We start from the raw sequence: 25,747 nt of genomic DNA, 5'->3' as shown, positions 1-25,747 counted from the left end.
GCGCTGCCAAGATCTGAACCGTCGCTAGCCGTCATAGGCCTGATAGTCATCTGCTCAGACTTGAAGAAGTCGCCCGTGTGGCGCGTGCCTCGTGTGATGAACGCAAACGGTAACGATCTCCAGGATAGGTGAACCGACTGCGGGTGACGGGTATCCCGTCACGCCATGTCTGCCTGTCTACAAGCAAACAAGGTTGGCTGACGTCTATCTGCAGATTTTCGCGAATATCTTCATCCGGGCGTATAGCGCGGATTGTATTATCGACTGTCGTGACAATCGTGTTGCGCAACAGCCAGAAATTCGGGGTCATCAGGGTGAAGTCCTGCTCGAGATAATCGGGCGCTTCCGCGCTATTCACATATCGTTCTTCGATCTGGATCGGGGTTCCATCTTCAAGGTGCAAAAGCTTGGAATAGAAGACTTCGTTTTCGGGTGAGCTCTGCAACATATTGCGGCGTGGATTGTCCGCACGCAAAACCTCGTGCTGCAAAACCCGGCTGCTATGCGCGCCGCCCGACAGGATCACCTCCTCGGAAGCGTCCGGCAGATTGAAAATTGCGCATTGCATTCGTGGACCGATGACAAATGTGCCACGTCCCTGAATGCGCAAGAGAACGCCATCAGCCTGCAATTCCCGCAATGCCCGGCGCACCGTCAGACGAGACGCGCTGAAGGTTCCCGCAAGATCATCTTCCGAAGGCACCTGGAAGTTTGCCGGCCATTCTGCTGTTTCGATCTTTTTGTCGATAGCGTTTTTTATTTGAGCATATAATGGTTGGTCTGAACTGTTCATATCTCTACAACAAATGATGTTATTAATAGTGCATAATCACATCCATAGTCTGGCTGGGTCAAGGCCACTTGCGTGATTACACATGGCTTGAATCATGGAATTTGTCCCTGGTGATTGCGCGCTATCCTTTCGGCCACAAATTCTGCGTCTGCGGGAAGATCGGCCAGCTCCAAAGAGCTGAAGACATTTAAGACCATCAGCGAAACGGCGAGAATGTCTGGCTTGCCATCAACGGAACACACCCTGAAATAGACCGGAATCAGTTTTTCCAGAACCATCACTTCAATTCTTTCAGCGTTTAACTCAGCGCTTTTTATCGTTTGACGGAATGCACCCGTATTCTCAAAACGTGTCGCCCACGAATGCAGCTTCAGTGTCTTTCGTACAGCTCTCAGCGGGATGACGACCTCTTCCCGCCATTGTTGTATCTCCGCGTATAAAGCGCTGATCGCCTTTGCCGTGACATGATGATCTGTTTTCACCGCGTGCAGAACCGCCAGATAAAACGGCACATCAAGGGTGTAACTGTCCTGCAAGCCCAGCAAGGCACCTGGAATTCCGGGTTCGGCATAAAGCTCGAGCATAAATCTCCAAAGTGCTGAATGCGGTTCAGTATCGTTCACACGCGTGTTCCTCTGCCCTTATGATCCAGACTGCAGTCCATCCCAACGCTTGACGGTGCCGGTTTCAATGCCGAACAGATCAAGAGCGCGGCCCACCGAGTGGCAAACCATCTCATCGATACTTTTTGGATGCGAATAAAAGGCGGGAACGGGCGGCATGATGATCGCCCCCATTTCGGTGAGTGCTGTCATCGTTTTCAAATGACCAAGATGCAGCGGCGTTTCCCGAACCATGAGAACCAGTCGACGCCGTTCTTTCAAAACCACATCGGCAGCCCTGCTCATGAGTGTCGACGTCACCCCCGACGCTATCTCGGACATTGTTTTGACCGAGCACGGCGCAACCAGCATACCCATTGTCCTGAACGATCCCGATGCTATCGAAGCGCCGACGTCAGCAGCCGAATGAACGACATCGGCGCGATCGGACAGTGCAGACTTTTGTATGTTCAGCTCCTGATGCAGCGTGAGCAGCGCTGCGCGTGAAACGACAAGATGCGTTTGAACGCCTACTGATCGCGCCAGTTCCAATGCTTTGAGCCCATAGGCTGCACCCGAAGCGCCCGAAATTCCTACCACCAGGCGTTGAACGTTCATCGGTTAAGCTCCTTTGAACCAGTCGCTGGCCTTCACATGATCGCCAAGTCGCAATCGTTTGCGTTCAAACTCCTGCTCACGCCCCCAAGGCTTTGTCGCATCAACCAGCAGCCTGCCCCAATGGTCCTTTTGTTCATCTCGATAGAAAGATGGCGTATCCGGGATGATCAGCATATCCTTATCCGGACGGCAACGCGTTAGAATGGCCCATTGAACATCATCCATGTCGTAAATGTTCACGTCGGTATCCACCACTGTGATCTGCTTTGACCATATGGGCTCGGCACCGATAGCCGCCAGCATGACCTGACGCGCATGTCCCTCGAACTGCGGTTCGATCTGAATAATGGCATGATTGACGAATGGTTGACAGGTCACATTGACAATGCCGGGCAGCGCTGCGCTCAGACGCTGATAGATATTGGCGGAGACCGATAATTCAAGTGTCAGCACTTCTTCGGGCGAACCACACAAGATCGAATGAAACAAGGCGTCTTTGCGCACGGTGACACCCAGCACCTCAAAGACCGCATTCGGTCCGACGGGAACGTAATAGCCCATAAACTCGCCAAAGGGCCCTTCGGCGCGGCGTTCATTGGGAAGAAAGCGTCCTTCGATAACGACTTCGGTTTCTGCAGGAACTTCAAGATCAATGTGATTGCATTTGCGCATGGCAATCGGTCGTCCACGCAGCCGCGCCGCCACTTCCAACTCGTCGACATCATATGGCAGGGGTGCTGCTGCGGTTAGAAATGCATGCGAAGGTGTGCCAATCAACATGGCCGCTTCGAGCGGCTTGCCCAGTTTTTCCGCCTTTTCATGATAGATCGTCAGATGATGGCGAGGTGCCAAGCGACAGCGCAGCTCATGATCGCTGATAAACATCGAACGATGATAGGACAAATTACCAACGCCGGTTTCTGGATCTTTAGCGATAAACATTGCAGAGGTGAAATAGGGCGCGCCGTCCCGGTCAGAATAGGTAATCAGCGGCAGATCCGACAGTTTCACTTCTTCATATTCAGGAAGCTCGCTGTCCTCGGCAAGTTTGAGCGGCTCCTTCATCTCTGACGTGCCAAGCGATGCAAGTCGGCTCCACTGGGTGCAAAAATCCTTTGCATCAATGCCGATCACTTCGGCAATTCTATCGCGCGTGCTGTAAACATTGCTGACAACGGGAAACCGTGTGCCTTTCACGTTGGTAAACATCACCGGCTTCGCCCATTTTTTCTGCGCAAGCTGTGTGACGGCTGCAAGTTCATGCGCTGGGTCAATCTCACGATCAACCACCAGCAGATCGCCGCGCTCTTCAAGCTTGTTGATAAAATCTCTCATCTCAAACTCCATTGTAGGGTTCAGCGGACAGTGCCAAAATTGGGTGTTAATGCGATACGGGTGGTGCGCGCATCGTGTGCAGAACGCAGCCGATAACGGTCTCCGGGATAGATAAAGCGGCTGCGTGTGACCGGAACCCCGTCGCGCCAGGTCGAGCGGTCCAGAAGAAGGCAGGGCTGGTTAGCATCGATCTGCAAAAGCTGGCGTATATCTTCTTCAGCGCGAATTGCACGAATCGCATTATCAACGGTTGTGATCACCGTTTCTCGCCGAAACCATGCCTCCGGCCCCTGCGCTGAAAACGTCTGATCCAGATATCCGGGCGCTTGTGCGGCGTTGACATAACGCTCTTCAAGCTGAATGGGCGTGCCGTCTTCCAGATGAAGAAACCGGCTGTAATAAACCACCGCATCTGGGGACAATTGCAGAATGTTGCGCGCAGGATTGTCCTGCGCAAGGGTCATGTGGATCAGAACCTGACAGGTGTGTGCGCCGCCAGAGCTTGCGATCTCCTCGCTGATATTGGGGAGGTCGAACACCGCGCACTGTGCGCGCGGCCCTAGCACAAACGTGCCCCGCCCCTGCACACGGATCAAAACGCCCGCCGTTTGCAGCTCGCGTAGTGCACGGCGCACGGTCAGTTGTGAAACATCAAACTCTGCCGCCAGTTCACCTTCCGAAGGAACTTGAAAATTCGCAGGCCATTCTTCCGTCTCGACGCGACGATCGATTTCACTTTTGATTTTTTTGTAGAGATGACGGTCAGTGTTCACGATACGCGCTCATAATATGGCCAATGTGATAGTAAACTTCGACTATTATGATATCATAATCAAGCCAGTAAATTACGAAATGCTATAAATCTGCCCGATCAAACCTGCCCAAGCGGACAGAAAGGCGGATATATCGCGGTTATATCGCCGTATTGCAGCATTTTCAGCGTCCAGGCTTTTTTCTATTGACTTTTAAAGTGATATCACTTTGCATAGATAGAGATATCTTTAGTGCATCGAAATGAACGATTCCGGGCCGCACCGCGCAAAAGGAAGCCATACTTCCATCGCACAGGCTCGCCAAGAGGAGGGGCAATGTCGACCCACGACCTGCAAAAACTTACTATGTATATCAACGGTGAATGGGTAGAGCCGTCATCGGGCCAATATATTGAGACCATTGATCCGTTTACGGCCAAACCATGGGCTTTGGTGCCGCGCGGCAATGCCGAAGATGCTGACAGAGCCATACAAGCAGCGCATAGAGCCTTTACCAATGGCCCGTGGAGAAAGTTGCATCCCAGCGAGCGTGGCCGCATTATACAGCGCTTCGCCGACCTCATCGAACAGCATGCCGATGAACTGGCTGAGATCGAAGTGCGCGACAATGGTCGCCTTCTCGCAGAAATGCGCCATCAAATTCGCTACATTCCCCGTTGGTATCACTATTATGCCGGACTTGCTGACAAGATCGAAGGCGCCGTACATCCCTGTGATAAAAAAGCCCTGAGCTTCTCGCGGCACGAACCCCTCGGCGTCTGCGTGGGTATCGTGCCGTGGAATGCGCCGCTGTTTCTGTTTTCACTCAAGGCTGCCCCCGCCCTGGCTGCCGGTTGCACTCTCGTGATGAAGCCAGCCGAAACCACGTCGGCTACCGCCATCAAATTGATGGAACTGGTCGAGAAGGCTGGGTTTCCCGCAGGTGTGATCAATGTCGTGACAGGTTATGGACCCGAAGTGGGCGAGCCGTTGGTGACGCATCCCCTCACGCGCCACGTTGGCTTTACGGGATCAACACGCACAGGGGCACATCTCTATGCGCTGGCCGCCAAGGACATCAAGCGGGTTAGCCTCGAACTGGGTGGCAAATCGCCCAATATCATTTTTGAGGACGCCAATCTTGATAACGCCGTACGTGGCGTCGTCGGCGGCATATTTGGCGCGGTCGGTCAGACATGTATCGCCGGTTCACGCTTGTTGTTGCAGCGCAAAATCCACGATGAATTTCTGGAAAAACTGACTGCCTTCACCAAAACGGCGCGCATTGGCGATCCCAAACACCTCGATACCCGCATCGGTCCGATCGCCAATGCCATGCAGTATGAAAAAGTACTGGGCTATATCGATATCGCCCGCCAGGAAGGGGCAGAACTCATCCTAGGCGGCAAACGGCCCGATCTGGATGAATGTGCGGCAGGCTATTTCGTTGAGCCAACGATTTTTTCGGGTGTGAACAATGATATGCGCATTGCGCGCGAAGAGGTGTTTGGGCCTGTACTGGCCGCCATCCCATTCGATGATGCGGAAGAAGCCGTAGCGATCGCCAATGACAGCGAATTCGGGTTGGCCGCAGGGGTCTGGACTTCGGATATGCGTCGCGCCATCCTCATGTCGGAAAGGCTTGAAGCGGGCAGTGTCTGGGTAAACACATATCGCGATGTGTCTTACACCACCCCATTTGGCGGCTATAAAAAGAGCGGAATAGGCCGGGAAAACGGAATAGAAGGAATTAAAGAGTTCCTGCAAACCAAAGCCGTGTGGTTGTCCACCGCAGAGGAGATCGCAAATCCGTTCGTGATCGGCTGAGAAGGAACTTTAGAACCAAAGCCTAAAAACAAGTGAGCCATTTGAGGCCGGGTGGCTCGCAAACAATGATGGCCAAAAGGGGAACTAGAAAATGATGGTTGTAAAGATAAAGCGCGCTGAAAAGGCAACAGCGCTTACTATTGGGGCGGCGATAAGCCTTCTCATGATCACAGGCTCCGTCAGTGCACAAAACGCAGCCGACAGCCTGCCACAGAAATATCGCGAAACCGGTGTCATCAAGCTGGTTACCGACGCGAAATATCCGCCCTTTCAGTCAATCAACGACGCCGGTGAGATGGTCGGTTTTGAGGTCGATCTCTGGAATGCCATCGCGGCCCGTCTCAACGTGAAGATGGATGTGACGTCGGTGGCTTTCGATTCTCTGATCCCCGGTGTGCAATCGGGGCGTTGGGATATCGCGATGGAGGGCATCACGGACAATGCCGAGCGTCAGAAGGTTGTCAGTTTCGTTGATTACGGTTACACGACATCATCAGCCTATGTCCTTGAGCAAAAAGGCACTGATATCAACGACCATCTGGGCCTCTGCGGGCTGAAAGGTTCCGCGCAAAGCGGCACCGAATGGGTCGAGATGATTACGAAGGAAATTGGGGATGCCTGCGCTGCGGCAGGCAAGCAAAAGCCTACGGTTTCTGAATTCGGCACATCCGAAGCGACATTGCTGTCGGTTTATTCCGGACGCAGCGATTTCGTTTTGACCTCTGCCGCACTTGCTGGAGAAATTCAGAAGTCAGCACCGCATCCCGTCAAAGTGATTTCCATGGGCATTTTGCCAAGAATGCCGAGTGGAATTGCATTTCGCAAGAATGAAGCGGATCTCGGCGAAGCACTGCTTGCAGCTCTCAAGGAAGTCAAGGCCAGCGGTGACTACGACAAAATCTACGCCCGTTGGACCGTCTCGCCAATGGCGATGGAACACGAGCCGGGTATAAATCTGGCCACGATAGCCGCTTCAAAATAGCAATCTCGGCCGATGACACAGCTCATGATCGGGCTCATCGGCCGCATCAATGCGCATACGATTGAGAGATAGCTACTATGTCGGATGATTCAACTCTCGACCCCTCCCCTTCCACTGACCGACCCATGCTGACCTATGTTCCGGCTAGCAACTGGAAAACAAGGATTGCAGCAACGCTGCTTATCATCCTCATAATTTACTGCGTGCAGATGATTGCTGCCAATCCTAATTTTGGATGGGGTGTCGTTGGAGAATATCTATTCGATAACCGCATCCTATGGGGGCTGTCTCTCACTTTATGGTTGACGGTGGTCACCATGGTTATCGGAGTTGTTCTGGGAACAATTTTAGCCATTATGGCAATGTCCAACAATATGGTTATTTCGAATGTGGCCAATGCCTATATCTGGTTCTTTCGTGGAACCCCCGTCCTGGTTCAGTTGATTTTCTGGTACAATCTCGGTGCCCTTTTCCCAGAAATTTCGATCGGGCTGCCTTTTACATCCTGGTGGATTTCCGTTCCCACCAACTCACTCATATCGCCAATAACCGCTGCTGTGCTGGGTCTGGGTTTGAACGAAGGCGCTTATATGTCCGAAATCATTCGGAGCGGCTTGATCTCGGTTGACCCGGGTCAAAAACAAGCAGCAAAGTCACTTGGTATGACCAACGGCAAGGCTTTGTGGCGCATTATACTGCCGCAGGCGATGCCCATAATCATCCCTCCGACCGGCAATCAGACGATTGGCATGCTCAAAACGTCCTCATTGGTGAGCGTGATATCATTGGCAGACCTTCTCTATTCAGCACAAACCATCTATTCCCGCAATTTTCAGACCATCCCTTTGTTGATCGTGGCGTGCATCTGGTATTTGGCGGCAACAACCATTCTGAGTGCGGCGCAGGTGCGCATCGAGCGGCATTTTGGTCGCTCCAATCAGCAGACCAATACAACCCCAGCCCGCCCAACCCGTCGTCTGTTTCGTCAGAAAGCAAGATAAAATGTCCGAACCGATGATTGTCTTTGACCGGGTGTCGAAAAATTACGGCAGCATGACTGTCCTCAGTAATATCAACCTTGAAGTGGCGGCCGGTGAGGTCATCAGTCTGATCGGCCCGTCGGGATCAGGAAAATCGACACTGCTGCGCTGCGTGAACCATCTGGAACGCATTGAGCACGGCAGCATAACGGTGGAGGGCGAGTTGATCGGCTACCGGCGCGACGGCAATTTTGCGCAGGAGCTACCAGAAAAGCTGATTGCACGCCAACGCGCCCGGATCGGCATGGTATTTCAGAACTTCAACCTCTTTGGGCATAAAACGGCACTCGAGAACGTCATCGAAGCGCCCGTCCATGTCCTGGGAATTGCAAAACGCGAGGCCGAGAAACAGGCAGGCGAATTGTTGGCACGCGTGGGGTTGGCGGATAAATTAAACCATTATCCCCGCATGTTATCGGGCGGTCAGCAGCAACGCGTTGCCATTGCACGCGCCTTGGCGATGAAGCCCAAGGTCCTGCTTTTCGATGAGCCGACCAGTGCGCTTGATCCGGAACTGGTGGGGGAAGTGCTGGACGTCATGCGGTCGTTGGCAGCCGATGGTCTGACAATGATGGTAGTGACGCACGAAATGTCGTTTGCACGCGATGTTTGCAACCGAATTGCATTCATGCAGGCTGGCAAAATTGTCGAATGTGGCGCGCCGTCGGAAATATTGGATAATCCCGCATTTGAGCGAACGCGCTCCTTCCTTTCCAAGGTTCACTAGATGATCGTTCCGCACAAGGCGCATTCTTCGGGCCAATGGGACCTCATCATCGTTGGCGGCGGTATAGTTGGCTGTTCAACGGCTCTCTATGCAGCGCGAGCAGGGATGCGTGTGCTGATCGTCGAGCGTGATACTCCGGGATCAAGACAATCGGGCCGAAATCTCGGCTTTGTGCGTCAGCAGGGCCGCGACTTTCGCGAACTGCCGCTGGCCATGGCTTCTCTCAACCTATGGGATGGGCTGGAACAGGATCTAGGCCGCAAGGTCGGCTGGCTTCGTGGCGGCAACGCTGTTCTTGCGACCAATGACAGCGACAAAGCAAACCAAGCTGATTGGCAATCCAAAGCCAGGCAGTTCGGGCTGGACACGATTCTGCTTACACAAGCGCAAATTCGCGAAAAACTTCCGCTTATCTCAGACAAAGCTGACGTGCGCGGGGCGATGTTTACGGCATCGGACGGGCGAGCCGAGCCGGGTCGGGCAACCAGAGCCATGTTTGAAGCCGCCGTCGAATCCGGTGTTTCCGTGATCCTTGGTGGGCGCGTGACGCGCGTGGATATTCATGCTGGAAATGTCCACGGGGTCTGGATTGGCAGCAAGCTTTATCGCGCAGATCAGGTGCTATGTGCTGCGGGCAGCGAAAGCGCCAAGCTGCTGCGCGCTGTTGGATACAATCTCCCGCAGGAAAGAATACGAGCAACCGTGGCACGCACGGTCCCGGCAGCAAGCCTCACCGTCAATGCTTGCATTTCACTGCCACTGACCGGCATTCGTCAGGATGCGCGTGGAGCATTCGTCTTTTCAGTGGCGGGCGGCGAATATGACGTACGCCTCGATTCCTGGCGCACTATGCGTCATTACAAAGAAACACGTAAAAGCAATCCTGACGCGGCCCGCATAAATTATCTCGCTCCTCTGCAAAGGTTTACGCCCTTGCGACCAACGGCACCGATTGGTGATATTGCACCAACGAGCGAGGCGGTTGAACCGGCATATTATCGCGTCCGGCAAGCTCAAGAGGAGATACGCCGCTTCCTGCCGGCGATCGCTGATCTCGATATCGAAGCGGTCTGGGCTGGCATCATCGACACACTGCCTGATGTGATCCCGGTTATGGGCCAGGTGAATGGCGTCGATGGACTTCTGGTAGCGACAGGCTTCAGCGGACACGGTTTCGGGCTGGGTCCAATGGCTGGAAAAGTCATGGCGGAACTCGCGCAGGGGCGCTCGTCTTCAGTGGATATATCGGGCCTTTCACCGGACCGGTTCTAACCATAATCGCTGCATTCCAAACCGTGCAACGCTGACGCAACACAATGAATATCAAAGACAAGGGGACGCAAAAATGGCTCAGAGAATTTTTTCGGGAGTTCCTTCGGAGGCAATCGCCGGATATGCCAAAGCGGTGATCGACGGAACGACGATTTATGTTTCCGGAACCACTGGCCGCGATAAATCGACGGGCACCTTCCCTTCCGATGCAGCGCAACAGGCACGCAATGCTCTCGCCGATATTGACGATGTTCTGAAGAAAGCTGGTGCGAGCCTCGCCCATGCCATCGCTAGCCGAGTTTACGTCACTGATCTTGAGGCTGCCGACGCTGTGACGCCCGTGCTTGGAGACGTTTTCAAAGACATTCGGCCAACCAGCACATTTCTCATCTGCCAAATTCCGGCACGCGGAGCAAAAGTTGAAATCGAGATTACTGCTTCAGTCGCGAAGTAAGGCGCCAACCTTAACAGTCTGACGAAAGTGCTGAGCGCCATCCGCATCACGGATTTAAAGTTCATAAACTTAGGCAAGTGAGAAGTATTTGGCTGAGGATTTGATGTTTTAGATAACCGCAGAGAACAGCAATTCACCGTCAGAGCCGGCGTCTGATTACGAGTCAAGAACATCCAGCGTGTCTCGGGCGATTGTGGCCTGTTGTGTGCTTTTGTTCGAAGTCGCGAGTCACGATCGTTAGAGTGAGCAAACAGAAGCGTGTTAATATTGGCATCATTTGGTGATACTTATGACGCCTCAACAGGGAGTCAAATTATGCGCTCAACCATCAATCTTGATGACAATCTTTTAGAAAAAGCCAGATCGTGACCGGAACGAAAGAGACAGCCGCTTTAGTCCGACAAGCGCTCGAAACACTTGTGCGACTAGAGACTGGTAAACGCCTTATCGCCCTTGGAGGCACGATGCCGGACGTTGAAGCAGCTCCTCGCCGCCGGAGCTCAGTGGCGAAGTGATCTTGGCAGACACTTCAATTTGGATTGACCATTTCCGCAGCGGCGATAATGAGCTCATTAAGATTATCGCTGAGGATCTTTTGCTTTGCCATCCAGCGATTATTGGCGAACTTGCATTGGGCAGTCTCCGAGACAGGACGAATGTATTGGCTTTTTTGAATGTGCAGCGTGAAGCTCAAGTCGCAACACAGGACGAAGTCATGACTATGATTGAAAAGCACTGCATTTTTAGCATGGGCATTGGCTCTACTGATGCCCAACTGCTGGCATCAGTTCTTCTCGACCGGCGAACTTCACTGTGGACCCGAGATAAGCGCTTAAAGGTTACGGCTGAAAAAGCTGGTGCACGGCTTTACGAGCCGCTGCACAATTAATTATGAAATGACATTTCACGGTTGGTTTTGAGGAAGAATATTGCGATCAACATTTAAAATGATCAATCCAATCATCTGATTGCCAATCAGAGTTTCGTGTACTTCGCTGCCGTCTAGATCGCGCGGTTGTTCCTATATCAAGCAACGTCACGTCTTCATGGGAACGCCGAGCGATACACCCTGAGACAGTGATCATGGACATGAATGCGACCACTCGGAAGTCATTTTCTGCCTACGAGTTGCATGCGGATACCGGTTGAATGCACATAAATATGCGCATATAGTTATCGACTAAAGGTGCATGTCTTATGCCACAACTGGAATCTGCCCGGACCTTCAAGCGCGCAACCAATCTTTCAATCGATAATGAGCTTCTTTCTGAAGCGCGTCGACACAAGATTAATATTTCGCGTGCAGCCGAGATTGGAATTGCGCAGGCGTTAGCTGCTGCAAAGTCAGCACTTTGGAAAGAAGAGAACCGTCCAGCGATGCACAGTTCTAATGCTTACATCGAAGCAAATGGCTTGCCTCTCGAACCTTATCGTCAATTCTAATGGCGAGATATGACGTTTACTCCAATCCGGGTGGCGGCTATGTGCTCGACGTACAGGCTGATCTACTCGATGAGCTGAAAACACGTATTGTCATCCCTCTCATTATTTAAGCACTCGCCCCAATCCCGGCGAAACGACTCAATCCGAGCTTCGAGATTGAAGGAGGGGAGTATGTGTTGGTTACACAGTTCATGGCGGCAATCCCGGTGTCCGTATTAAAGAACCCAGTAACAAACCTCTCCGATTCACATGACGAGATCGTATCTGCCGTCGATATGGCGTTTCACGGGTTTTGAACTCTACCGCTTAGTTATTTAGCTGGGTGACAATATTGATACCCAGTCACTGACCTAATCTCTGATCGAAATAACCAGTTCCCAGCATGCATTATGATTTGGTTTGTAAAAGCGAAGTGAGTAATGCAACCAACCTATCCGATAGCATCTGCCTCTATTATCGCGGGAATAGCCCTTAACACGATCGACGATCGGCATAGGCAAAGCATTCAAGCGCAATTGCCGTTTTGGCGGTACGGTTCAGTTGGCATGCAGGAACTCCTACACGTAAAGTGAACACACGCGTGATAACGCGCTATATTATTACAAGGTAATACCAAGTGATAAGGAGCCGTTATGGCCACTTCCCTCAAAATCGATGACGCTCTGAAAGGGCGCCTCCAACAGCTTGCTAGCCAACGCCGTCGGTCGGCGCATTGGATCATGCTCGAAGCCATTGAGCAATATGTTGAGCGCGAAGAAGCCCGCGAGAGTTTTAAACAGGAAGCCATTGCTTCCTGGGCTTCCTTTAAAGAGACGGGTCGCCATCTTACCGGCGCAGAAGTCCGTAACTGGCTCAACAACTGGGGCACAAATGACGAAACATCGGTGCCAGAGTGCCACGAGTAGTTATAACCGAAGGTGCCGCCCAAGGTTTGGAACGCTGCCGCCGATTTCTGATTGCCAAATCACAAGAAGCCGCACAGCGCGCTGGTAATGCGATTCAACGTCACTTGCTCCAAGTCGAGAATGCGCCCGATATCGCGCGGCCTTTCCCCGATGCGCCGGAGCTGCGGGAGTTGGTGATCCCTTTTGGGGACTCAGGATATATGGCGCTTTATCGTCATGAAACAGCCGAGAATGCGGTTTATGTGCTCGCGTTCCGACACCAGAGAGACGCCGGCTACTGAACACCTCGGAAACCGGGTGCGTGGAGTTTCACCAGAATTTGACCATTTTCTCACTTTACCGCAACACGTCTACGAAGGGACGCAAGTCGTCAGTTTCTGACAGAGAAGGCTCTGTCTTTGTGGCACCTGAAATAAGCATCATTTATACCGTACATGATGTATACAGATTGCCAGTCTGAATCTTTCGGCCTCGATCAGCGCCCTTTCGCGCGAACAAAAGCAACATCACGGTGACGTCAGGAAAGGCCGCATAACAAGTCGGCTATTATATAACTTGGCGAGATGATCGCTCAGAAACCAACCCTGCCCTTCAAGCCGGTAGAAGACTAATTCCATTTGTTCGCCTTGTGGATGTTTGGAACCGATTGTTCCGTGAGCCTATCCGATAGCCTTCCACATTGCTGCCGTGCAGGGCCGCGATATAAGCATTGACCGGCGCATTACCTTCGCCTTTTGGGATGTGAATGTGGGCGCCGGATGGGTGTTTTATTTCGTCTCATCCATGGGGAGATATGTTCAAGCATTTTGTGCCAACCCGTGAGACGGATGCGTCATAGGCTGCTCTCCGTCAATTCGGGCAACGCTCATGGGCGCTGCCCCACATATCGTCCGACAGCAGCCGGAACGGCTAAGCCCTTCTGGGTAAGCGTTAAGTTTTCCAGCCTTTGTAAAATGACAGGATCGGCGGCGACCGCTTTGCCTGCTTTCGTATCGACATGGAGCAGCATCTGCTCCGCGCTCGCCAGTTCCGTCTCACCGCGTTTCAACGAATGGATCAGGTGAATGCGCTTTGCATCGAAAGACAGAAGCTGTGCGTCGACATGCAGTTCGTCGCCAACTTGGGCTTCATTGCGATGCATGATGTGGGTTTCGACAGTGTAGTAGCTGCGCGCACCGTTCAGATAGGCTGCATCGACACCGATATGCGCAAGAAACTGGTCGGTGGTCTGCCCAAAAAGATCGAGATATCGATGCTCAGTCATATGGCCATTATAGTCGATCCAATCGGGGATCACACGGGCACCCAGCAGACGCAGCAGAGTTGAGCGTGGTGTTATATCCGCATTTGATGTGTCGAGTTGCGCCGTATACTCGTTTAGAAGTGCACCTGCGCCCCAGCCCTTGCCCTGCTGTTGTTGGGAAAGGGCGCGGATGATGGCCACCAGATTGGCGTCGCGAATTGTTTCAAGGTCGCGGATCGACAGGCCTTCGTTCTGCTCGTCCGACTGGCTGGCAATACGGTCTATCAGGGCGTTGTCCAGCTCTGGAACATCCGTCAGCTTCGTCCACGGCCATTGTAGTGCGGGACCGAACTGCGCCAGGAAGTGCCGCATTCCCGCCGGGCCACCCGCGATCCGATAGGTCTGGAACAAGCCCATCTGTGCCCAGCGCAAACCGAACGAATAGCGGATGATATTATCAATCTGCTCAACTGTGGCGATTCCGTCTTTGACGAGCCAGAGCGCTTCGCGCCATAGGGCTTCCAGCAAGCGGTCGCCGACAAAGGCGTCGATTTCCTTTTCAAGAATGACCGCTTCCATACCCGTATGGCGATAAAGATCAGCCGCCCTCTCAATGGCGTGGCGGTCGGTCTTTTCTCCAGGAACAAGTTCCACCAGCGGAAGCAGATAGACCGGATTATAGGGATGCGCAATGATCAGCCGCCCTGGGTGCTGCAAGGGGGCTTGCAGCTTGCTTGGCACGAAGCCAGAGGTGGATGACGCGATGAGCGCATCGCTTGAGCAGAATGCCTCGATCTCCTGGAGAACCGCGAGTTTGAGGTCCAGCCTTTCAGGCACGCTTTCCTGAACCAAAATCGTATCGCGCACGGCATCGGCCAGTGTCGGCACAAAGGAAAGCCTGCCTTCTTTCCGCAGGCGCTTTTGAGTGAGGGCGGAAAGTGCGCGCCGAGCATTGTCGAGGATGTGCTCAGTTGTGGCCTGCGCTTCCGACGACGGATCATAGACCGCAACATCATAGCCGTTGAGAAGAAAGCGCGCAGCCCAACCGCTGCCGATGACACCGCTGCCAATGCAGGCGATCTTGGGAGGATGGTTGTTCATAGGCATCACCAACGCTTCCGGAGTTTGAGCTTTTCTCGAACTTCACCGGGCGTTAGTATCTTGGACCCCATATTGACCGCGATGGTCCTTGCGCGCTCCACCAGATCGCCATTAGAGGCGAGGACGCCCTTGTCAAGCCAGATATTGTCTTCGAGACCGACCCGGATATTCCCACCTGCGAGCACCGCAAGCGCAACATAGGGCAACTGGTTGCGGCCGATGGAGAAGGCGGAGAAGTTCCACTTGTCCGGCAGGTTGTGGAGGATGGAAACAAGCGTCGCGAGATCATCCGGCGCGCCCCATGGAATGCCCATGCACAATTGCACCATCACCGGGTCGTCAAGCAGGCCTTGTTGCTGCAGCCATTGAGCCAATGGCAGGTGACCTGTGTCGAAAATTTCGATTTCCGGGCGAACGCCGAGACGCTGGATTTGTGCTGCCATTTCTTTCAGCATGGCAGGCGTGTTGGTCATTACATAGTCGCCTTCACCGAAATTCATGGTGCCGCAATCAAGCGTGCAGATTTCCGGCAGAAGCGCTGCAACATGTGCAAGGCGCTCGGTCGCGCCCGCCATATCGGTCTTCGACGCATCCGGTGGCAGAGGCGCTTCAGCAGAACCGAAAACAAGATCGCCGCCGACGCCCGCGGTCAGGTTAAGCACAATGTCCACGCCGGATGCCCGTATATGATCGACGACTTCGCGGAATAGTTCGACCTTGCGTGATGGTTCGCCCGTTTCGGGATCGCGCACATGAATGTGGGCGATTGCGGCACCTGCTTCCGCGCTTTCAATTGCGGCATCGGCAATCTGCCTTGGCGTTATCGGCACTTTGTTAGAGCGATGCGTGGTGGCGCCAGCGCCGGTAACAGCGGCTGTAATGAAGGTTTCGCGAGCGGGCTGCAAAGGCATGATGATCTCCCTCAATTTTGTCGAGCTTGACAGGTCGCAGATTGCTGAGATTATCATTTTACGAAATTAGTTTGGCGAAGAGCGAAGCACGTGATCTTTGAACCATCCGATGAGCAACTGTCTGTCACCCTGCTGGTTTTGCCGGATTGTTCGCTCATGTCGCTCGCAGCGACGCTCGACCCGATGCGGGGCGCCAACCGGGTTACGGGGCGGTCGCTCTATTCCTGGCGGGTGGTGTCCCCGGATGGAAGCGACCCCAATACATCCAGCGGCCTGAAGGTCGGTGTGAATGGAAAATTCGAGGCAATACCGCAGGATATCCTGATTATCGTCAGCGCATTTCATGCGCTGGAACACGCGACCCCTAAACTTCTTGCGCAGCTGCGTCAGGCCGCCAAACAGTCCCAATTGGTGATCGGTGTTGAAGCGGGTTCTTGGGTGCTGGCAAAGGCCGGGCTACTCAATGGCAGGAGAGCCACCACCCATTGGGAGGATCTGGAAGCGTTTTCACAGCGGTTTCCCGATGTGGAAACGCAATCGGATCGCTGGGTGCGCGACGGCACGTTTCTCACCACGGGCGGAGCCGCCCCCGCACTCGATATGATGCTGGCGCTCATTCGCGCGCGGCATGGCTATTCGATCGCACTCGATGTCGCGAGCCTCTATGTGTATGACGAGGTGCGACAGGCTTCGGATGCGCAGCCACTGGTATCGCTGGGGCGGCTTTTGAACCGGGAGCCGCGACTGGCCGATGCCATCAAGATTATGGAGAACCATATCGACCGGCCTCTACCAGTGACGCGGATTGCCAGACGGCTTGGTCTTTCGACGCGCAGTCTCGAAATGCTGTTTGCCAAAGTGATCGGGCAATCGCCGGGCAATTATTATCTGTCGCTTCGGCTCAAGGCCGCTCGACGCCTCATCCTCGATACGCATCTTTCAATGGCGGATACTGCGGAACAAACCGGCTTTTCGTCGATCAGCTCGCTTTCCCGCGCTTTCAAGCGGCATTTCGGACAGGCGCCGAGCAAGTTGCGGCAAAAATAATCTCGCGGCTATTTGTTACAGGCCGAGGCCGGACTTCACTTCGGTGAGCGCTGGCTTGCCGTCGAACGTGCTGAAACCCTCGAGCCACGCATCGAGCTGTGCCGGGTTATCCTTGATCCATTTGGTGACGGCATCCTTGGCTTCCATGCCGTCATTGAGGATCATGTTCATCATGGTGCTTTCCATCTCGGTCGTGAACTTCAACTTCGACAGAAAATGCGAGACATTCGGGCACTCGGTTGCATAGCCCTTGCGGGTCAGCGTCTCGACGGTTGCGGCACCGTCATCGGGGCCAAAGAGATTATCGCCGTGTTCCAGATAGGTAAGCCTGTAGCGAATATTCATCGGATGTGGGGTCCAAGCGAAGAACACCACCGGCTCATCCTTGCGCACGGCATTCTGCACCTGTGACAGCATCGCCTGTTCGCTCGATTCCGCCAGCTGAAAATCCTTTAGCTCGAAATTGTTCTTCTCGATCATCGACTGGATCGTTGCATTGGCGCTGCTGCCCGCTTCAATACCGTAGATTTTTCCGCCGAGCTGCTCCTTGAACTTTGCTATGTCGGCATAAGTCTTGATGCCGAGATCCTTGCCCGTTGCGGCAAGGCCGATTTTTGCATTTTCGAGATTGATGCCGGCCTGCTCGATTGTCTTTCCTTCGAGATAGGGTTTGCGCACTTCTTCCTGAAGCGGCATCCAGTTTCCAAGGAAAATATCGATCTGGCCATTCTCCAGTGACTGAAATGTCACCGGCACTGAGAGAATTGTCGTCTGGGGCTGGTAGCCAGCCTTTTCGAGCAAAAGCGATGCGAGCGCCGTGGTGGCGGTGATGTCGGTCCAACCGACATCAGAAAATCTCGGCGCTTTGCAGGATTCTGCCTCGGCTGCAAAAGCCGGAGCGGCGGACAGGGTTGCAATACCCGCCACCAGCAGGTGATTGAGCTTCTTCATCATCTCTCCCCTTTGTTTTTTGTTGGGAACAATATGATAGGGGAAACTGGCAAAGTCACTTTACGATTCACGCATCATTATTGGCGGTTTGCGAAGCTTGTGCCGGGCCCATGCCGTGATTTCTTGAACGGAGCAGGGCGTTTTGCGCTGCCTCCCGATGACGAGAAACCCCTTGTCAAAACTCATGCCAGCGCGGCAGCGACGATGAGGTGATCGGTCACAGAGGACGTGCGAGATGCGCGGACCGACTGGTTTGTGTTGATTTTAAAAGCAATGCGCGCGACGCCCTTGCCTTGAATCGATCAGAACCTACGAGTTTGGCTATTTGCCACTCATGTCTGATATAACGCGCCAGCACTTGATCTTTCAAGATCGACGACCGGCAAGTTCTGGTGGTGCTTCGTTCATACGCAGTCGACATCACACTGCATCGATCAGACGGATAATCATCTGTCCACCTATTCAGCGTTGGAGGCCTGGCAATCATCCCCCAGAACAAGGGCATTGCTGGCAACGAAAGGCGCTGTTGGGAAGCTGACAAAAGGTGTGGCGACTGACTGGGCTAACTATGGGCTGCGATGCCATCTCGCCGGGCTATTGCGACACAGCGCTGAATGATGCGCTCGTTAACGATCCCACTCTCTCCACATGGCCAAAAAAATACGCTAGTCGGTCGTTGGGGTAACGTCGAGCAGTTTGTTGGCGCGAGCGCGTCGAAGACATCGGCACCCGTCATCGCGCCTCGGTTCCAGTCTTGCTCAACGCGGTCTTGGCGGAAATGTAGGTATCCGGGCGAAGCTTCGCCTGTCAAAGCTTCACCGTCACGTGGACAGTGATAATAAGCTTCTCACCCCTTTTCCAGGCGTTGGAGGCAACAATGAAAACTTGTGACACAGTTTATGTCGGCAATTCCGGTGTCCGTATTAAAGAACCCAGTCACAAACCTTTCTACTTCACACGACGAGATCGTATCCGCGCTCGATAGGGCGTGTCACGGGTTTTGAACTCTACCGTTCCAGTTGTTCAACGGGGTGACAAGAGCGATAAATGTTCAAAAGACAGCGGAACGATACCACAGCGGAATCGCTGCCGAGGAGCCCGCACATCTTCAGTCCGCAATGGTAGAACTGGAAGAGGCGTCTCGGCGATTCGTTCGCCGACTTGTATCTGAAGCCCGGCGCGCGCCTTTACGAGCTGCTTCACAGTTAAATTTGAAACGACGCTATCCATCTCCCGCTTGGTATTGAGAAAGACTATTGCGATCAACGATTAAAATGATCAATCCAATCATCCGATTGCCACTCAAAAAATGGTAAGGGAACGACGAAACGAATAGATGTTTGATCCTTAACAAGACTTAAGCATCAACGTTGCAACACCTCACATTTTATAGATTCAGTCCTAATGAGCCTCTTTCAAAACAGATTCCAAAGTATCAACGAAATAATCAGCGCTGTCTTTCGTGAGGCAAAGGGGTGGTTTGATTTTAAAAATATTCAGATGATCTCCGGTCGGCTGCATAATGATACCAAGTTCGAGCAACCGATCGCAAAGCGCCATCGTTTCTTCAGTCGCGGGTTCCAATGAGACATGATCGCGGACAAATTCCAGCCCCATATAAAGCCCCATGCCATGAACCGCACCGATCAAAGCATATTGCTGTTTGAGTGCCTCAAGCCGGCTTTTGAGATGACCACCGACATTACGCGCGTTGGCCTGAAGCTGTTCCTCCTCCATAATGTCGAGGACAGTATTTCCGACGACAGATGAGACCGGGCTGCCGCCGGCCGATGAGAAGAAGTAGCCTTCCTTTTCAAGCGCATCGGCAATTTCCTTGCGTGTTATGACTGCGCCCAGCGGATGGCCATTGCCCATGCCCTTAGCGATCGTGATAACGTCTGGCACGACCTGCTGTTCTTCAAAGCCCCAGAAGTGGTGACCTGTGCGCCCATAACCAACCTGCACCTCATCAGCGATGCAAAGTCCGCCGCGGGAGCGAACTTCTTGATAGACTTTTTTCAGATAGCCTGCTGGCAGCGGGATTCCGCCAGCATTGCCATAGATCGGCTCACAGATAAAACCTGCAAGTCGGTCGCCTTTTGCGTCAAGCTCCAAAAGCTTATCCAAAACAGCTCCGATATATTGTTCAGAAGTCATGCTCCCGCGATACAAATTCGGAGACACGACCGGATGCACCCATGACGGACGTGTCCCTAGTGCATTCGGATTATCAGCCGTTGAGGTGGATACAGCATCACTCCCTACTGTCCAGCCGTGATAGGCCTCCAGCAACGAGACAATATTGCGCTGGCCGTTCCAAGCCCAAGCCAGTCTTAGGGCAAGATCATTGGCTTCAGACCCACTGTTCACGAGAAACACCGTATCTAGTCCTTGCGGTGCCAATGCGGCCAGTCTTTCTGAAAAGGCAGCCACTTCTGAATAATGGAATCGTGAATTGGTGTTGAGCTTCAACCACTGCTTGCTCACATTTTCTGCAAGTCGCGGATGGCCATGGCCTATAGTGGTCACGTTGTTGACCATATCGAGATAGGCACGCCCTTGAGTATCGAACAGATGCTCTTTCCAGCCACGCTCAATCTGAGGCGGATTTTCATAGTAATGCTTCTGTGTACCAGCAAGGCTGCGATAGCGCCGATCAAGCAAGGATGAAGATGTTTTCGATGGTATGTCTGTGGGCAAACCAAGAAATGCTGCTGGCGATGGGCAAACGGCAGACCATGCGGCGGACTGCGATGGTTTTGCGAATTGAGATAACGCTTCCGATGCTATTTCTGACTGCTGAACGCCAATGATGCCAAAGCCATTCTGTTCATTGCGAACTTTACCGAGCACATCGCCTGATGCTACGGAATATGCCAGTCCATCGATGATGTCCAAACCGCGAATGTGCAGATTTAGCGTACCAGTGCGCAAAATAAGTGTGCCATTTGCGCAATAGACGCGACATTCAAACGGCGCAACCACCTCTGTTCCAGCGGGAACACAAACTGCTATATGCATCGCAAAGTTTTTTGGCTCGGTGCGGCTGTTAACCTGTGTGCGCGTTAATCGATATTCACCATATCGCGTTACGCTGCTTCCTGCCGATTGAGCGGCTTCCAGCAAAATCTGGTGTTCGGCATCACTCGCATCCCAGTTCCCTGCGACAAATTGGGGATTATCAATCGACAAATCGACCTGCTTTGCGGACGCCAAATCCATGCTAGGAATAATAGATCTAATCTTGGCCGGACACTTGGTTTCAAAATCAACACCCAACGCACAGAAGATCGCTTTTTCCATTAATTCAAACGGAACCGACGTGGCGACATCAAAGATCATACGCTCATGAGCTGCATTGGCAGTAGCATAGTTGTTATCCGGATCAAGCTTGAGTTGCTGATGCGATGCTGCAAGCAGAACACAAGCACGCGCCACGATCAGCGGCCAAAGGGCGGTAAGCTCATCCGTGTTTAACGGGCAAATTGCATGAAACGCCTTCACCGCCGGCAAGATCGAGAAAGGGTCTTTGTCTCCGTGATGCAGCAAAGAAGCGCAGGTCGTCGCGAGTTCTGCAACCAGCCAGCTTTTGGTCATATCGCCAAAATCGATAACGGCATAAGGAAGCACTGTTCCCGAAAGCTCTTTGTGACCGACCACATTATCATCAGTAATATCGTGGTGAATGACCTGAACACGCAAACCGGCCTTTATCGGCTCAAGACGCTTTTTGATTTGTTCCATTGCAGCAAATATGGATGCAGCAACAGCGCCCTGCACTTCGTCCTGTAACAGAAATGGCACCACAGCTTCCGCATGAGCGAGATCCCACTGGGAATTTCTCAGCGTACCGACATGCGAAAAATGAGCCAATGAACGTGCAACGCATCCGGCAAGTGCGCCAAGTGATTCAATTGCTGAGCCGCTCAAATAATTGCGTGCAGTCAGTGTCTCACCTTCGATGAAACTCAACAAGCGAACGTGATAGTTTTCCGAACCAACACGAGCAGCACCAATCAGATTGCCGTCGCTGCACGGAATGACTTTCGGGAAGACAAAAGCGGGGTCGGTGCTGTCGTCCGTTTTCGAACCCAGATGCTGCAAAATGGCATTCTGTGCCTCAAGCTCAACGCGCGGATATTCGCTGTGGGAAATTTTAAGCACATAGCTCTCGTTGACAATGCTTACCTTAAAATTCCGGTCCTGCTGAGAGCCGAGCTCGCGCAATTCGCCCTTCAGCCCGTAAACCGAGCCAAGAATATCTGCCGCATCGTCACTTGTAAGATTAGGGCGGGACAATTCAGCTTTCGAAAAAAGGGCCATTTCAGACATACGCGTTTCCAATAGAAAATGGTTGGACAGATGAGAAGCGCGATGCGCCTTAGAGAAAGCGCATCACAACATGGTCGCGGCTCAACGCGCGTTGTATCGTGCGTAATAACGCTCTATGCGGGACTGAATGAATTCGAACGAAATGGACAGCATCCAATAGATCATCGAGGCGGTGATCAGCATTTCGATATGCCGGAACTCGGTCTGGCCCTGCGTTCTTGCGACATACATCAGCTCCCATACGCCGATGACCGAAACAAGCGACGAGTCCTTGAGCATGGCGATGAACTGGTTACCTGTTGGCGGGATGATAATCCGCATCGCCTGCGGCAGAATGACGAGCCACATTGTCTGCGCCGAGCCAAGACCAAGTGCTGTTGCACCTTCGGTTTGGCCGCGCGGTATGCTTTCGATACCAGCGCGGAAAATTTCCGTCATATAAGCGCCATAGCACAGCGAAAGCGCTAGAATACCGGCAGGAATCGCCCCAATCACATAGCCAATCTGTGGCAGGCCCAGATAGATAATGTAAATCTGCATCAACAGCGGCAGGCCGCGAAAAAGCGACGTGTAAAAAGTCGAAAGCCCGTAAATAACACCGTTTTTGGATAGCTTCGCAATCGCGCCAATAAGCGCGATGACTGTGGCAATCACAATCGATATCGCGGAAATATACAGTGTGGTGACGGTTCCCTGTGTGATCAGGAAGCCAATTTTACGAGCGATAAACGAAAACGACAGATCAAACGAATAAAAGAACAGCATCAAAAGCGTAAACAGCTCGACCCAAACCGCTACTATTTGCTGCTTTCTCGAAAGTTTCTTGAGTAGCTTCCAGTTCACAAAGAGGATCAGCGAAATAGCGAACGCGGAAACAATTTTCGCTGTGGCGGGATTTTCTTTCACCCATTCTGCAAGTGAGGGAACAACAGAACCCAACCAGTGGGCACTGATGCCAATTGAATAGAGCGCCACCATAGTGATTGCGAACAGGACAAGACCGCCAAGCCTGCGCGCTGTATCGGGATAGTTAAGAATGAATCGTCCAAGCATGAACGGTCTCCTTCAATTCGGTGTGCACCCTGTACCGCTGGGCTCGATGGATGTCTTTTTGTTCTGGGGGATTAAAATTCGCAGTAGGAAGAAAAGAGCTTAACCGGCAGACCGTTCGCGCCACTTATCCTGCGCCTGCAGTTTCCAATAGGTGAGTTGAGCAACCGCAAGACCGGCATAGCCGCCGGCCCAGGGAAGACCAAAGGGCTCAAAAAGCTTGTAGCGATCCGTGGTGCCAAGGATGGCTTCGGAAACCAGTTTGCCGCCAATTGCCGTGGTGTTTAGTCCATGCCCACCAAATGCTGTGCAATACCAAACGCCATCCGGCATTCGGCCGATTTGCGGCATCAGGTGACGCGCATAAGCCATCAGGCCAGACCACGCGAGTTCCGTCTTGAGTTGTGAAAGCTGCGGATAAGTGCTTGTCATTTCATTGCGCAATTCACGCACGAGACCTTCCGTAGAAGCGGCGCGCGTTGTAATGCGCCCACCCCACAAAATACGTCTTCCGCCTTCGATAAGCCGATAATAATCACCAGCCCGGCGGCTATCGCCAATCGCTGCCGGTGTTTTAATCGCTTCCCTGATCAGATCGGGGGCTGTTTCAGAAACCATCACATAGGTCGCTATTGGCAAATAGGACCGTTGAAGTTTCTTGTTCAACCCGCCGGTATAGCCGCCGGTCGTAATCACCAGATTTTTGGCCCGAACAGAAGCCTGGCTTGTACGAACCACTTTCTGAGGGCCAGAAACATCCATCGATTCTGCTGCCGAATTTTCATAAATCTTGCCGCCAAGACGTTCGATTTCTGTCGCGAGGCCGCGTGCATAGTTGAGTGGATGAATGTGAAACGCCTTGGCATCGCGAACGGCTTGAAAATAACGTTCGGACTTCAATACGGAATGAACTTCGTCGCGCGACATATATTCAAGTTCGTAATTGAAATCTCTCTTTGCCGCAGCCACTTCCATCTGCAAAGCGGCTGCATCTTCATAGCGTTGAACACTGATCAGCCCATGCTTCGGATCAGCAGAGGTGATGTTCAGATCGCGGATTGTTTGACCCACGAAATCCATGCCCTCGACCGAGAGCATGTGCAGCTTCTTAGCGGTGCCTTCGCCTGTGGTTGCTGCGATCTTGTCATGACCCGTTGCGTATCCGGGGCTGACAAAACCCCCATTTCGCCCGGACGCGCCGAAGCCGACATTCTGCGCCTCAAGAATGATAACAGAATGCCCCTGCCTTGCCAGTTCCAGCCCTGTTGTCAGACCAGCCAGACCTGCGCCGATGATGAGCGTTTCGCATTCCTCATTGCCAACAAGTGCAACACGATGCTTGGTATCGGCCATGGTTCTGAAATAATGCGTATCAGGATAAGACATTTTGTTACCAGCCTGTTTTTTTTCTTTATTTCCGCCCTCAGTTCAGATCCCGACCCGCCCGATACGACGGGGCCGGGATAGACATATATTGGGAAATCAGAGGCGATCTTATCGGCTAAGTTCAGTCCTTGCTGTAATCAGCGCCGTACCACTTCGTCGTAAGCGTTGCGAGCGTGCCGTCATCTTTCATCTGCTTGACGATTTCGCCGATCTTTGCGGTCCATTCAGGATCGTTCTTTTCAGCGATCACAACGAGTGGCTCACGGAACGCATAGCCACCTTCGAGAATACGAACGGGATAGCCATTTTTGATCGCCGTCTGTGCCGTCTGCTCAGGAGCAATAACAGCATTGAGACGCACGCCATCCCCAAGACGAAGATCGTCAAACGGCATCATGGAATCTTCAAAGGTGCGGATTTCGCCCGGTGTCACTTTGTATTCAAACGCGGGAAGATCCGGTGCATCTATTTCGAGACGACGGTTGATGAAATCTTCCGACGTGGTTCCAGTTTCAACGCCAATAATCTTGCCATTGAGATCATCCGCGGAATGCGCTGGGCTGTCCTTGTGAACCACATAGACATAGGGGCTATAGTAATAGATGCCAGCAAAATCGATGGCCTGTGCGCGTGCCTTGGTTGGGGTTACCGAGCCAACGCCGACATCATAACGTCCCTGCCAGTGACCACCGGTTAGCGTTGGCCATTCTGGTGTTTCAAAACGGACTTTGACGCCAAGGCGCTTACCAATTTCATTGGCCACATCAATGTCAAAACCCACGAGCTCGTTGTTGTCATCAAGGAAGCCCTGTGGAGGCCAGCCAACATTGGTGGCAACAACCATTTCCTTCTTTTCATTGAGACGGTCGAGTGTTGGGCCAGCATGTGCCATTCCTGAAACCAGAAACAGCGATGCTGATGCGAGTGCGAAAAATTTGTTCAAGTTTCCCTCCGTTGGTGCGGTTATAATTTTGAT

The 25,747-nt window shown here is 52.8% G+C and carries 24 protein-coding genes and 3 pseudogenes; 15 read left to right on the top strand and 12 right to left on the bottom strand.

Annotation, left to right across the window (positions count from 1 at the left end; all coding sequences use genetic code 11):
• Positions 1-46: 46 nt before the first annotated feature.
• The 5 genes from QBD00_RS15975 to QBD00_RS15955 form a co-directional block, all read right to left on the bottom strand.
• Complete coding sequence (locus QBD00_RS15975) at positions 47-793, bottom strand: UTRA domain-containing protein (RefSeq protein ID WP_151093889.1); 747 nt, start codon at positions 791-793, stop codon at positions 47-49.
• Positions 794-885: 92 nt separating this feature from the next.
• Positions 886-1,416: a TIGR02444 family protein gene (locus QBD00_RS15970; protein ID WP_191793674.1), complete on the bottom strand. Its 531-nt coding sequence runs from the start codon at positions 1,414-1,416 to the stop codon at positions 886-888.
• Between the two features lie 18 nt (positions 1,417-1,434).
• The gene (locus QBD00_RS15965; protein ID WP_151093893.1) at positions 1,435-2,013 is read right to left on the bottom strand and encodes a UbiX family flavin prenyltransferase; all 579 of its coding nucleotides are present in this window, start codon (positions 2,011-2,013) and stop codon (positions 1,435-1,437) included.
• A 3-nt stretch (positions 2,014-2,016) separates the two neighbouring features.
• Positions 2,017-3,348, bottom strand: coding sequence for a UbiD family decarboxylase (locus QBD00_RS15960; protein ID WP_151093895.1), 1,332 nt, complete (start codon positions 3,346-3,348; stop codon positions 2,017-2,019).
• Between the two features lie 20 nt (positions 3,349-3,368).
• Positions 3,369-4,124 carry a UTRA domain-containing protein gene (locus QBD00_RS15955; protein WP_151093897.1) on the bottom strand — a complete coding sequence of 252 codons (756 nt, stop codon included), beginning with the start codon at positions 4,122-4,124 and terminating at the stop codon, positions 3,369-3,371.
• Between the two features lie 312 nt (positions 4,125-4,436).
• On the opposite strand from QBD00_RS15955, the gene QBD00_RS15950 reads away from it, so the two are divergent.
• From QBD00_RS15950 to QBD00_RS15895, 12 genes and pseudogenes are all read left to right on the top strand, one after another.
• The gene (locus QBD00_RS15950) at positions 4,437-5,927 is read left to right on the top strand and encodes an aldehyde dehydrogenase (protein WP_151093899.1); all 1,491 of its coding nucleotides are present in this window, start codon (positions 4,437-4,439) and stop codon (positions 5,925-5,927) included.
• A gap of 91 nt (positions 5,928-6,018) precedes the next feature.
• Positions 6,019-6,909 carry an ABC transporter substrate-binding protein gene (locus tag QBD00_RS15945; RefSeq protein ID WP_151093901.1) on the top strand — a complete coding sequence of 297 codons (891 nt, stop codon included), beginning with the start codon at positions 6,019-6,021 and terminating at the stop codon, positions 6,907-6,909.
• Between the two features lie 125 nt (positions 6,910-7,034).
• Positions 7,035-7,910: an amino acid ABC transporter permease gene (locus QBD00_RS15940; protein ID WP_191793672.1), complete on the top strand. Its 876-nt coding sequence runs from the start codon at positions 7,035-7,037 to the stop codon at positions 7,908-7,910.
• A gap of 1 nt (position 7,911) precedes the next feature.
• Positions 7,912-8,676 carry an amino acid ABC transporter ATP-binding protein gene (locus QBD00_RS15935; RefSeq protein WP_151093905.1) on the top strand — a complete coding sequence of 255 codons (765 nt, stop codon included), beginning with the start codon at positions 7,912-7,914 and terminating at the stop codon, positions 8,674-8,676.
• Positions 8,677-9,948 (top strand): FAD-binding oxidoreductase, encoded by a 1,272-nt coding sequence (locus tag QBD00_RS15930; RefSeq protein ID WP_318580019.1) that lies wholly within the window; start codon positions 8,677-8,679, stop codon positions 9,946-9,948.
• A gap of 73 nt (positions 9,949-10,021) precedes the next feature.
• Entirely contained in the window at positions 10,022-10,402 is a 381-nt protein-coding gene (locus QBD00_RS15925) for a Rid family hydrolase (RefSeq protein WP_151093909.1), read from the top strand.
• 315 nt (positions 10,403-10,717) lie between these two features.
• A pseudogene (locus tag QBD00_RS15920) lies at positions 10,718-10,917 on the top strand (type II toxin-antitoxin system VapB family antitoxin).
• Positions 10,914-11,291 carry a type II toxin-antitoxin system VapC family toxin gene (locus QBD00_RS15915; protein WP_191793670.1) on the top strand — a complete coding sequence of 126 codons (378 nt, stop codon included), beginning with the start codon at positions 10,914-10,916 and terminating at the stop codon, positions 11,289-11,291. The pseudogene QBD00_RS15920 and the gene QBD00_RS15915 overlap by 4 nt, the downstream one beginning before the upstream one ends.
• Positions 11,292-11,599: 308 nt before the next feature.
• Complete coding sequence (locus QBD00_RS15910; protein ID WP_151093913.1) at positions 11,600-11,845, top strand: type II toxin-antitoxin system CcdA family antitoxin; 246 nt, start codon at positions 11,600-11,602, stop codon at positions 11,843-11,845.
• Positions 11,845-12,141: pseudogene (locus tag QBD00_RS15905) on the top strand (CcdB family protein). Before QBD00_RS15910 ends, QBD00_RS15905 begins: the two are co-directional and overlap by 1 nt.
• A gap of 336 nt (positions 12,142-12,477) precedes the next feature.
• Complete coding sequence (locus QBD00_RS15900; RefSeq protein ID WP_318580018.1) at positions 12,478-12,750, top strand: CopG family ribbon-helix-helix protein; 273 nt, start codon at positions 12,478-12,480, stop codon at positions 12,748-12,750.
• Positions 12,738-13,031, top strand: a complete 294-nt coding sequence (locus QBD00_RS15895; protein ID WP_318580017.1) for a type II toxin-antitoxin system RelE/ParE family toxin — start codon at positions 12,738-12,740, stop codon at positions 13,029-13,031. The genes QBD00_RS15900 and QBD00_RS15895 overlap by 13 nt, the downstream gene beginning before the upstream one ends.
• A gap of 584 nt (positions 13,032-13,615) precedes the next feature.
• Here the strand turns inward: QBD00_RS15895 and QBD00_RS15890 are convergent.
• Together QBD00_RS15890 and QBD00_RS15885 are read right to left on the bottom strand one after the other, a co-directional pair.
• A complete protein-coding gene (locus QBD00_RS15890; protein ID WP_318580016.1) occupies positions 13,616-15,094 on the bottom strand; it encodes a carnitine 3-dehydrogenase in 1,479 nt (492 codons plus the stop codon).
• 5 nt (positions 15,095-15,099) lie between these two features.
• Positions 15,100-16,005 (bottom strand): 3-keto-5-aminohexanoate cleavage protein, encoded by a 906-nt coding sequence (locus QBD00_RS15885; protein WP_151093923.1) that lies wholly within the window; start codon positions 16,003-16,005, stop codon positions 15,100-15,102.
• A 90-nt stretch (positions 16,006-16,095) separates the two neighbouring features.
• On the opposite strand from QBD00_RS15885, the gene QBD00_RS15880 reads away from it, so the two are divergent.
• Complete coding sequence (locus QBD00_RS15880) at positions 16,096-17,052, top strand: GlxA family transcriptional regulator (RefSeq protein WP_151093925.1); 957 nt, start codon at positions 16,096-16,098, stop codon at positions 17,050-17,052.
• 15 nt (positions 17,053-17,067) lie between these two features.
• Here QBD00_RS15880 and choX read toward each other — a convergent pair whose 3' ends face one another.
• On the bottom strand, positions 17,068-18,003 hold the full coding sequence (gene choX, locus QBD00_RS15875; RefSeq protein WP_151094040.1) for a choline ABC transporter substrate-binding protein: 936 nt from the start codon (positions 18,001-18,003) through the stop codon (positions 17,068-17,070).
• A 507-nt stretch (positions 18,004-18,510) separates the two neighbouring features.
• Between choX and QBD00_RS23640 the strand changes: the two are divergent.
• Both QBD00_RS23640 and QBD00_RS15865 read left to right on the top strand, forming a co-directional pair.
• Positions 18,511-18,710 (top strand): annotated as a pseudogene (locus QBD00_RS23640) (SDR family oxidoreductase); the annotation flags it as partial.
• Between the two features lie 180 nt (positions 18,711-18,890).
• Entirely contained in the window at positions 18,891-19,007 is a 117-nt protein-coding gene (locus tag QBD00_RS15865) for a CcdB family protein (RefSeq protein WP_318580015.1), read from the top strand.
• Between the two features lie 397 nt (positions 19,008-19,404).
• On the opposite strand, the gene QBD00_RS15860 is transcribed toward QBD00_RS15865, so the two are convergent.
• From QBD00_RS15860 to QBD00_RS15845, 4 genes are all read right to left on the bottom strand, one after another.
• A complete protein-coding gene (locus tag QBD00_RS15860; RefSeq protein ID WP_318580014.1) occupies positions 19,405-22,335 on the bottom strand; it encodes an aminotransferase in 2,931 nt (976 codons plus the stop codon).
• Positions 22,336-22,416: 81 nt separating this feature from the next.
• On the bottom strand, positions 22,417-23,388 hold the full coding sequence (locus tag QBD00_RS15855; protein ID WP_318580013.1) for an amino acid ABC transporter permease: 972 nt from the start codon (positions 23,386-23,388) through the stop codon (positions 22,417-22,419).
• 99 nt (positions 23,389-23,487) lie between these two features.
• Complete coding sequence (locus QBD00_RS15850) at positions 23,488-24,771, bottom strand: NAD(P)/FAD-dependent oxidoreductase (protein ID WP_191907286.1); 1,284 nt, start codon at positions 24,769-24,771, stop codon at positions 23,488-23,490.
• A gap of 121 nt (positions 24,772-24,892) precedes the next feature.
• On the bottom strand, positions 24,893-25,663 hold the full coding sequence (locus QBD00_RS15845; RefSeq protein WP_318580040.1) for a transporter substrate-binding domain-containing protein: 771 nt from the start codon (positions 25,661-25,663) through the stop codon (positions 24,893-24,895).
• Positions 25,664-25,747: the final 84 nt, after the last annotated feature.

The organism is Ochrobactrum sp. AN78, from assembly GCF_029909885.1.
GTDB classification, from domain to species: Bacteria; Pseudomonadota; Alphaproteobacteria; order Rhizobiales; family Rhizobiaceae; genus Brucella; species Brucella quorumnocens.
Note: the sequence above shows the minus strand (reverse complement) of the source record. Positions and strands in the feature narration are given on the sequence as shown.

Bases quoted from the DNA above. Each gene is read 5' to 3' on its own strand.
- QBD00_RS15950 (WP_151093899.1), top strand. From the start codon at position 4,437: ATGTCGACCCACGACCTGCAAAAACTTACTATGTATATCAACGGTGAA.
- QBD00_RS15935 (WP_151093905.1), top strand. From the start codon at position 7,912: ATGTCCGAACCGATGATTGTCTTTGACCGGGTGTCGAAAAATTACGGC.
- QBD00_RS15930 (WP_318580019.1), top strand. From the start codon at position 8,677: ATGATCGTTCCGCACAAGGCGCATTCTTCGGGCCAATGGGACCTCATC.
- QBD00_RS15960 (WP_151093895.1), bottom strand. From the start codon at position 3,348: ATGAGAGATTTTATCAACAAGCTTGAAGAGCGCGGCGATCTGCTGGTG.
- QBD00_RS15885 (WP_151093923.1), bottom strand. From the start codon at position 16,005: ATGCCTTTGCAGCCCGCTCGCGAAACCTTCATTACAGCCGCTGTTACC.
- QBD00_RS15925 (WP_151093909.1), top strand. From the start codon at position 10,022: ATGGCTCAGAGAATTTTTTCGGGAGTTCCTTCGGAGGCAATCGCCGGA.
- QBD00_RS15945 (WP_151093901.1), top strand. From the start codon at position 6,019: ATGATGGTTGTAAAGATAAAGCGCGCTGAAAAGGCAACAGCGCTTACT.
- QBD00_RS15850 (WP_191907286.1), bottom strand. From the start codon at position 24,771: ATGTCTTATCCTGATACGCATTATTTCAGAACCATGGCCGATACCAAG.
- QBD00_RS15910 (WP_151093913.1), top strand. From the start codon at position 11,600: ATGCCACAACTGGAATCTGCCCGGACCTTCAAGCGCGCAACCAATCTT.
- QBD00_RS15975 (WP_151093889.1), bottom strand. From the start codon at position 793: ATGAACAGTTCAGACCAACCATTATATGCTCAAATAAAAAACGCTATC.
- QBD00_RS15940 (WP_191793672.1), top strand. From the start codon at position 7,035: ATGCTGACCTATGTTCCGGCTAGCAACTGGAAAACAAGGATTGCAGCA.
- QBD00_RS15890 (WP_318580016.1), bottom strand. From the start codon at position 15,094: ATGAACAACCATCCTCCCAAGATCGCCTGCATTGGCAGCGGTGTCATC.
- QBD00_RS15860 (WP_318580014.1), bottom strand. From the start codon at position 22,335: ATGTCTGAAATGGCCCTTTTTTCGAAAGCTGAATTGTCCCGCCCTAAT.
- QBD00_RS15965 (WP_151093893.1), bottom strand. From the start codon at position 2,013: ATGAACGTTCAACGCCTGGTGGTAGGAATTTCGGGCGCTTCGGGTGCA.
- QBD00_RS15845 (WP_318580040.1), bottom strand. From the start codon at position 25,663: ATGGCACATGCTGGCCCAACACTCGACCGTCTCAATGAAAAGAAGGAA.
- choX (WP_151094040.1), bottom strand. From the start codon at position 18,003: ATGAAGAAGCTCAATCACCTGCTGGTGGCGGGTATTGCAACCCTGTCC.
- QBD00_RS15855 (WP_318580013.1), bottom strand. From the start codon at position 23,388: ATGCTTGGACGATTCATTCTTAACTATCCCGATACAGCGCGCAGGCTT.
- QBD00_RS15900 (WP_318580018.1), top strand. From the start codon at position 12,478: ATGGCCACTTCCCTCAAAATCGATGACGCTCTGAAAGGGCGCCTCCAA.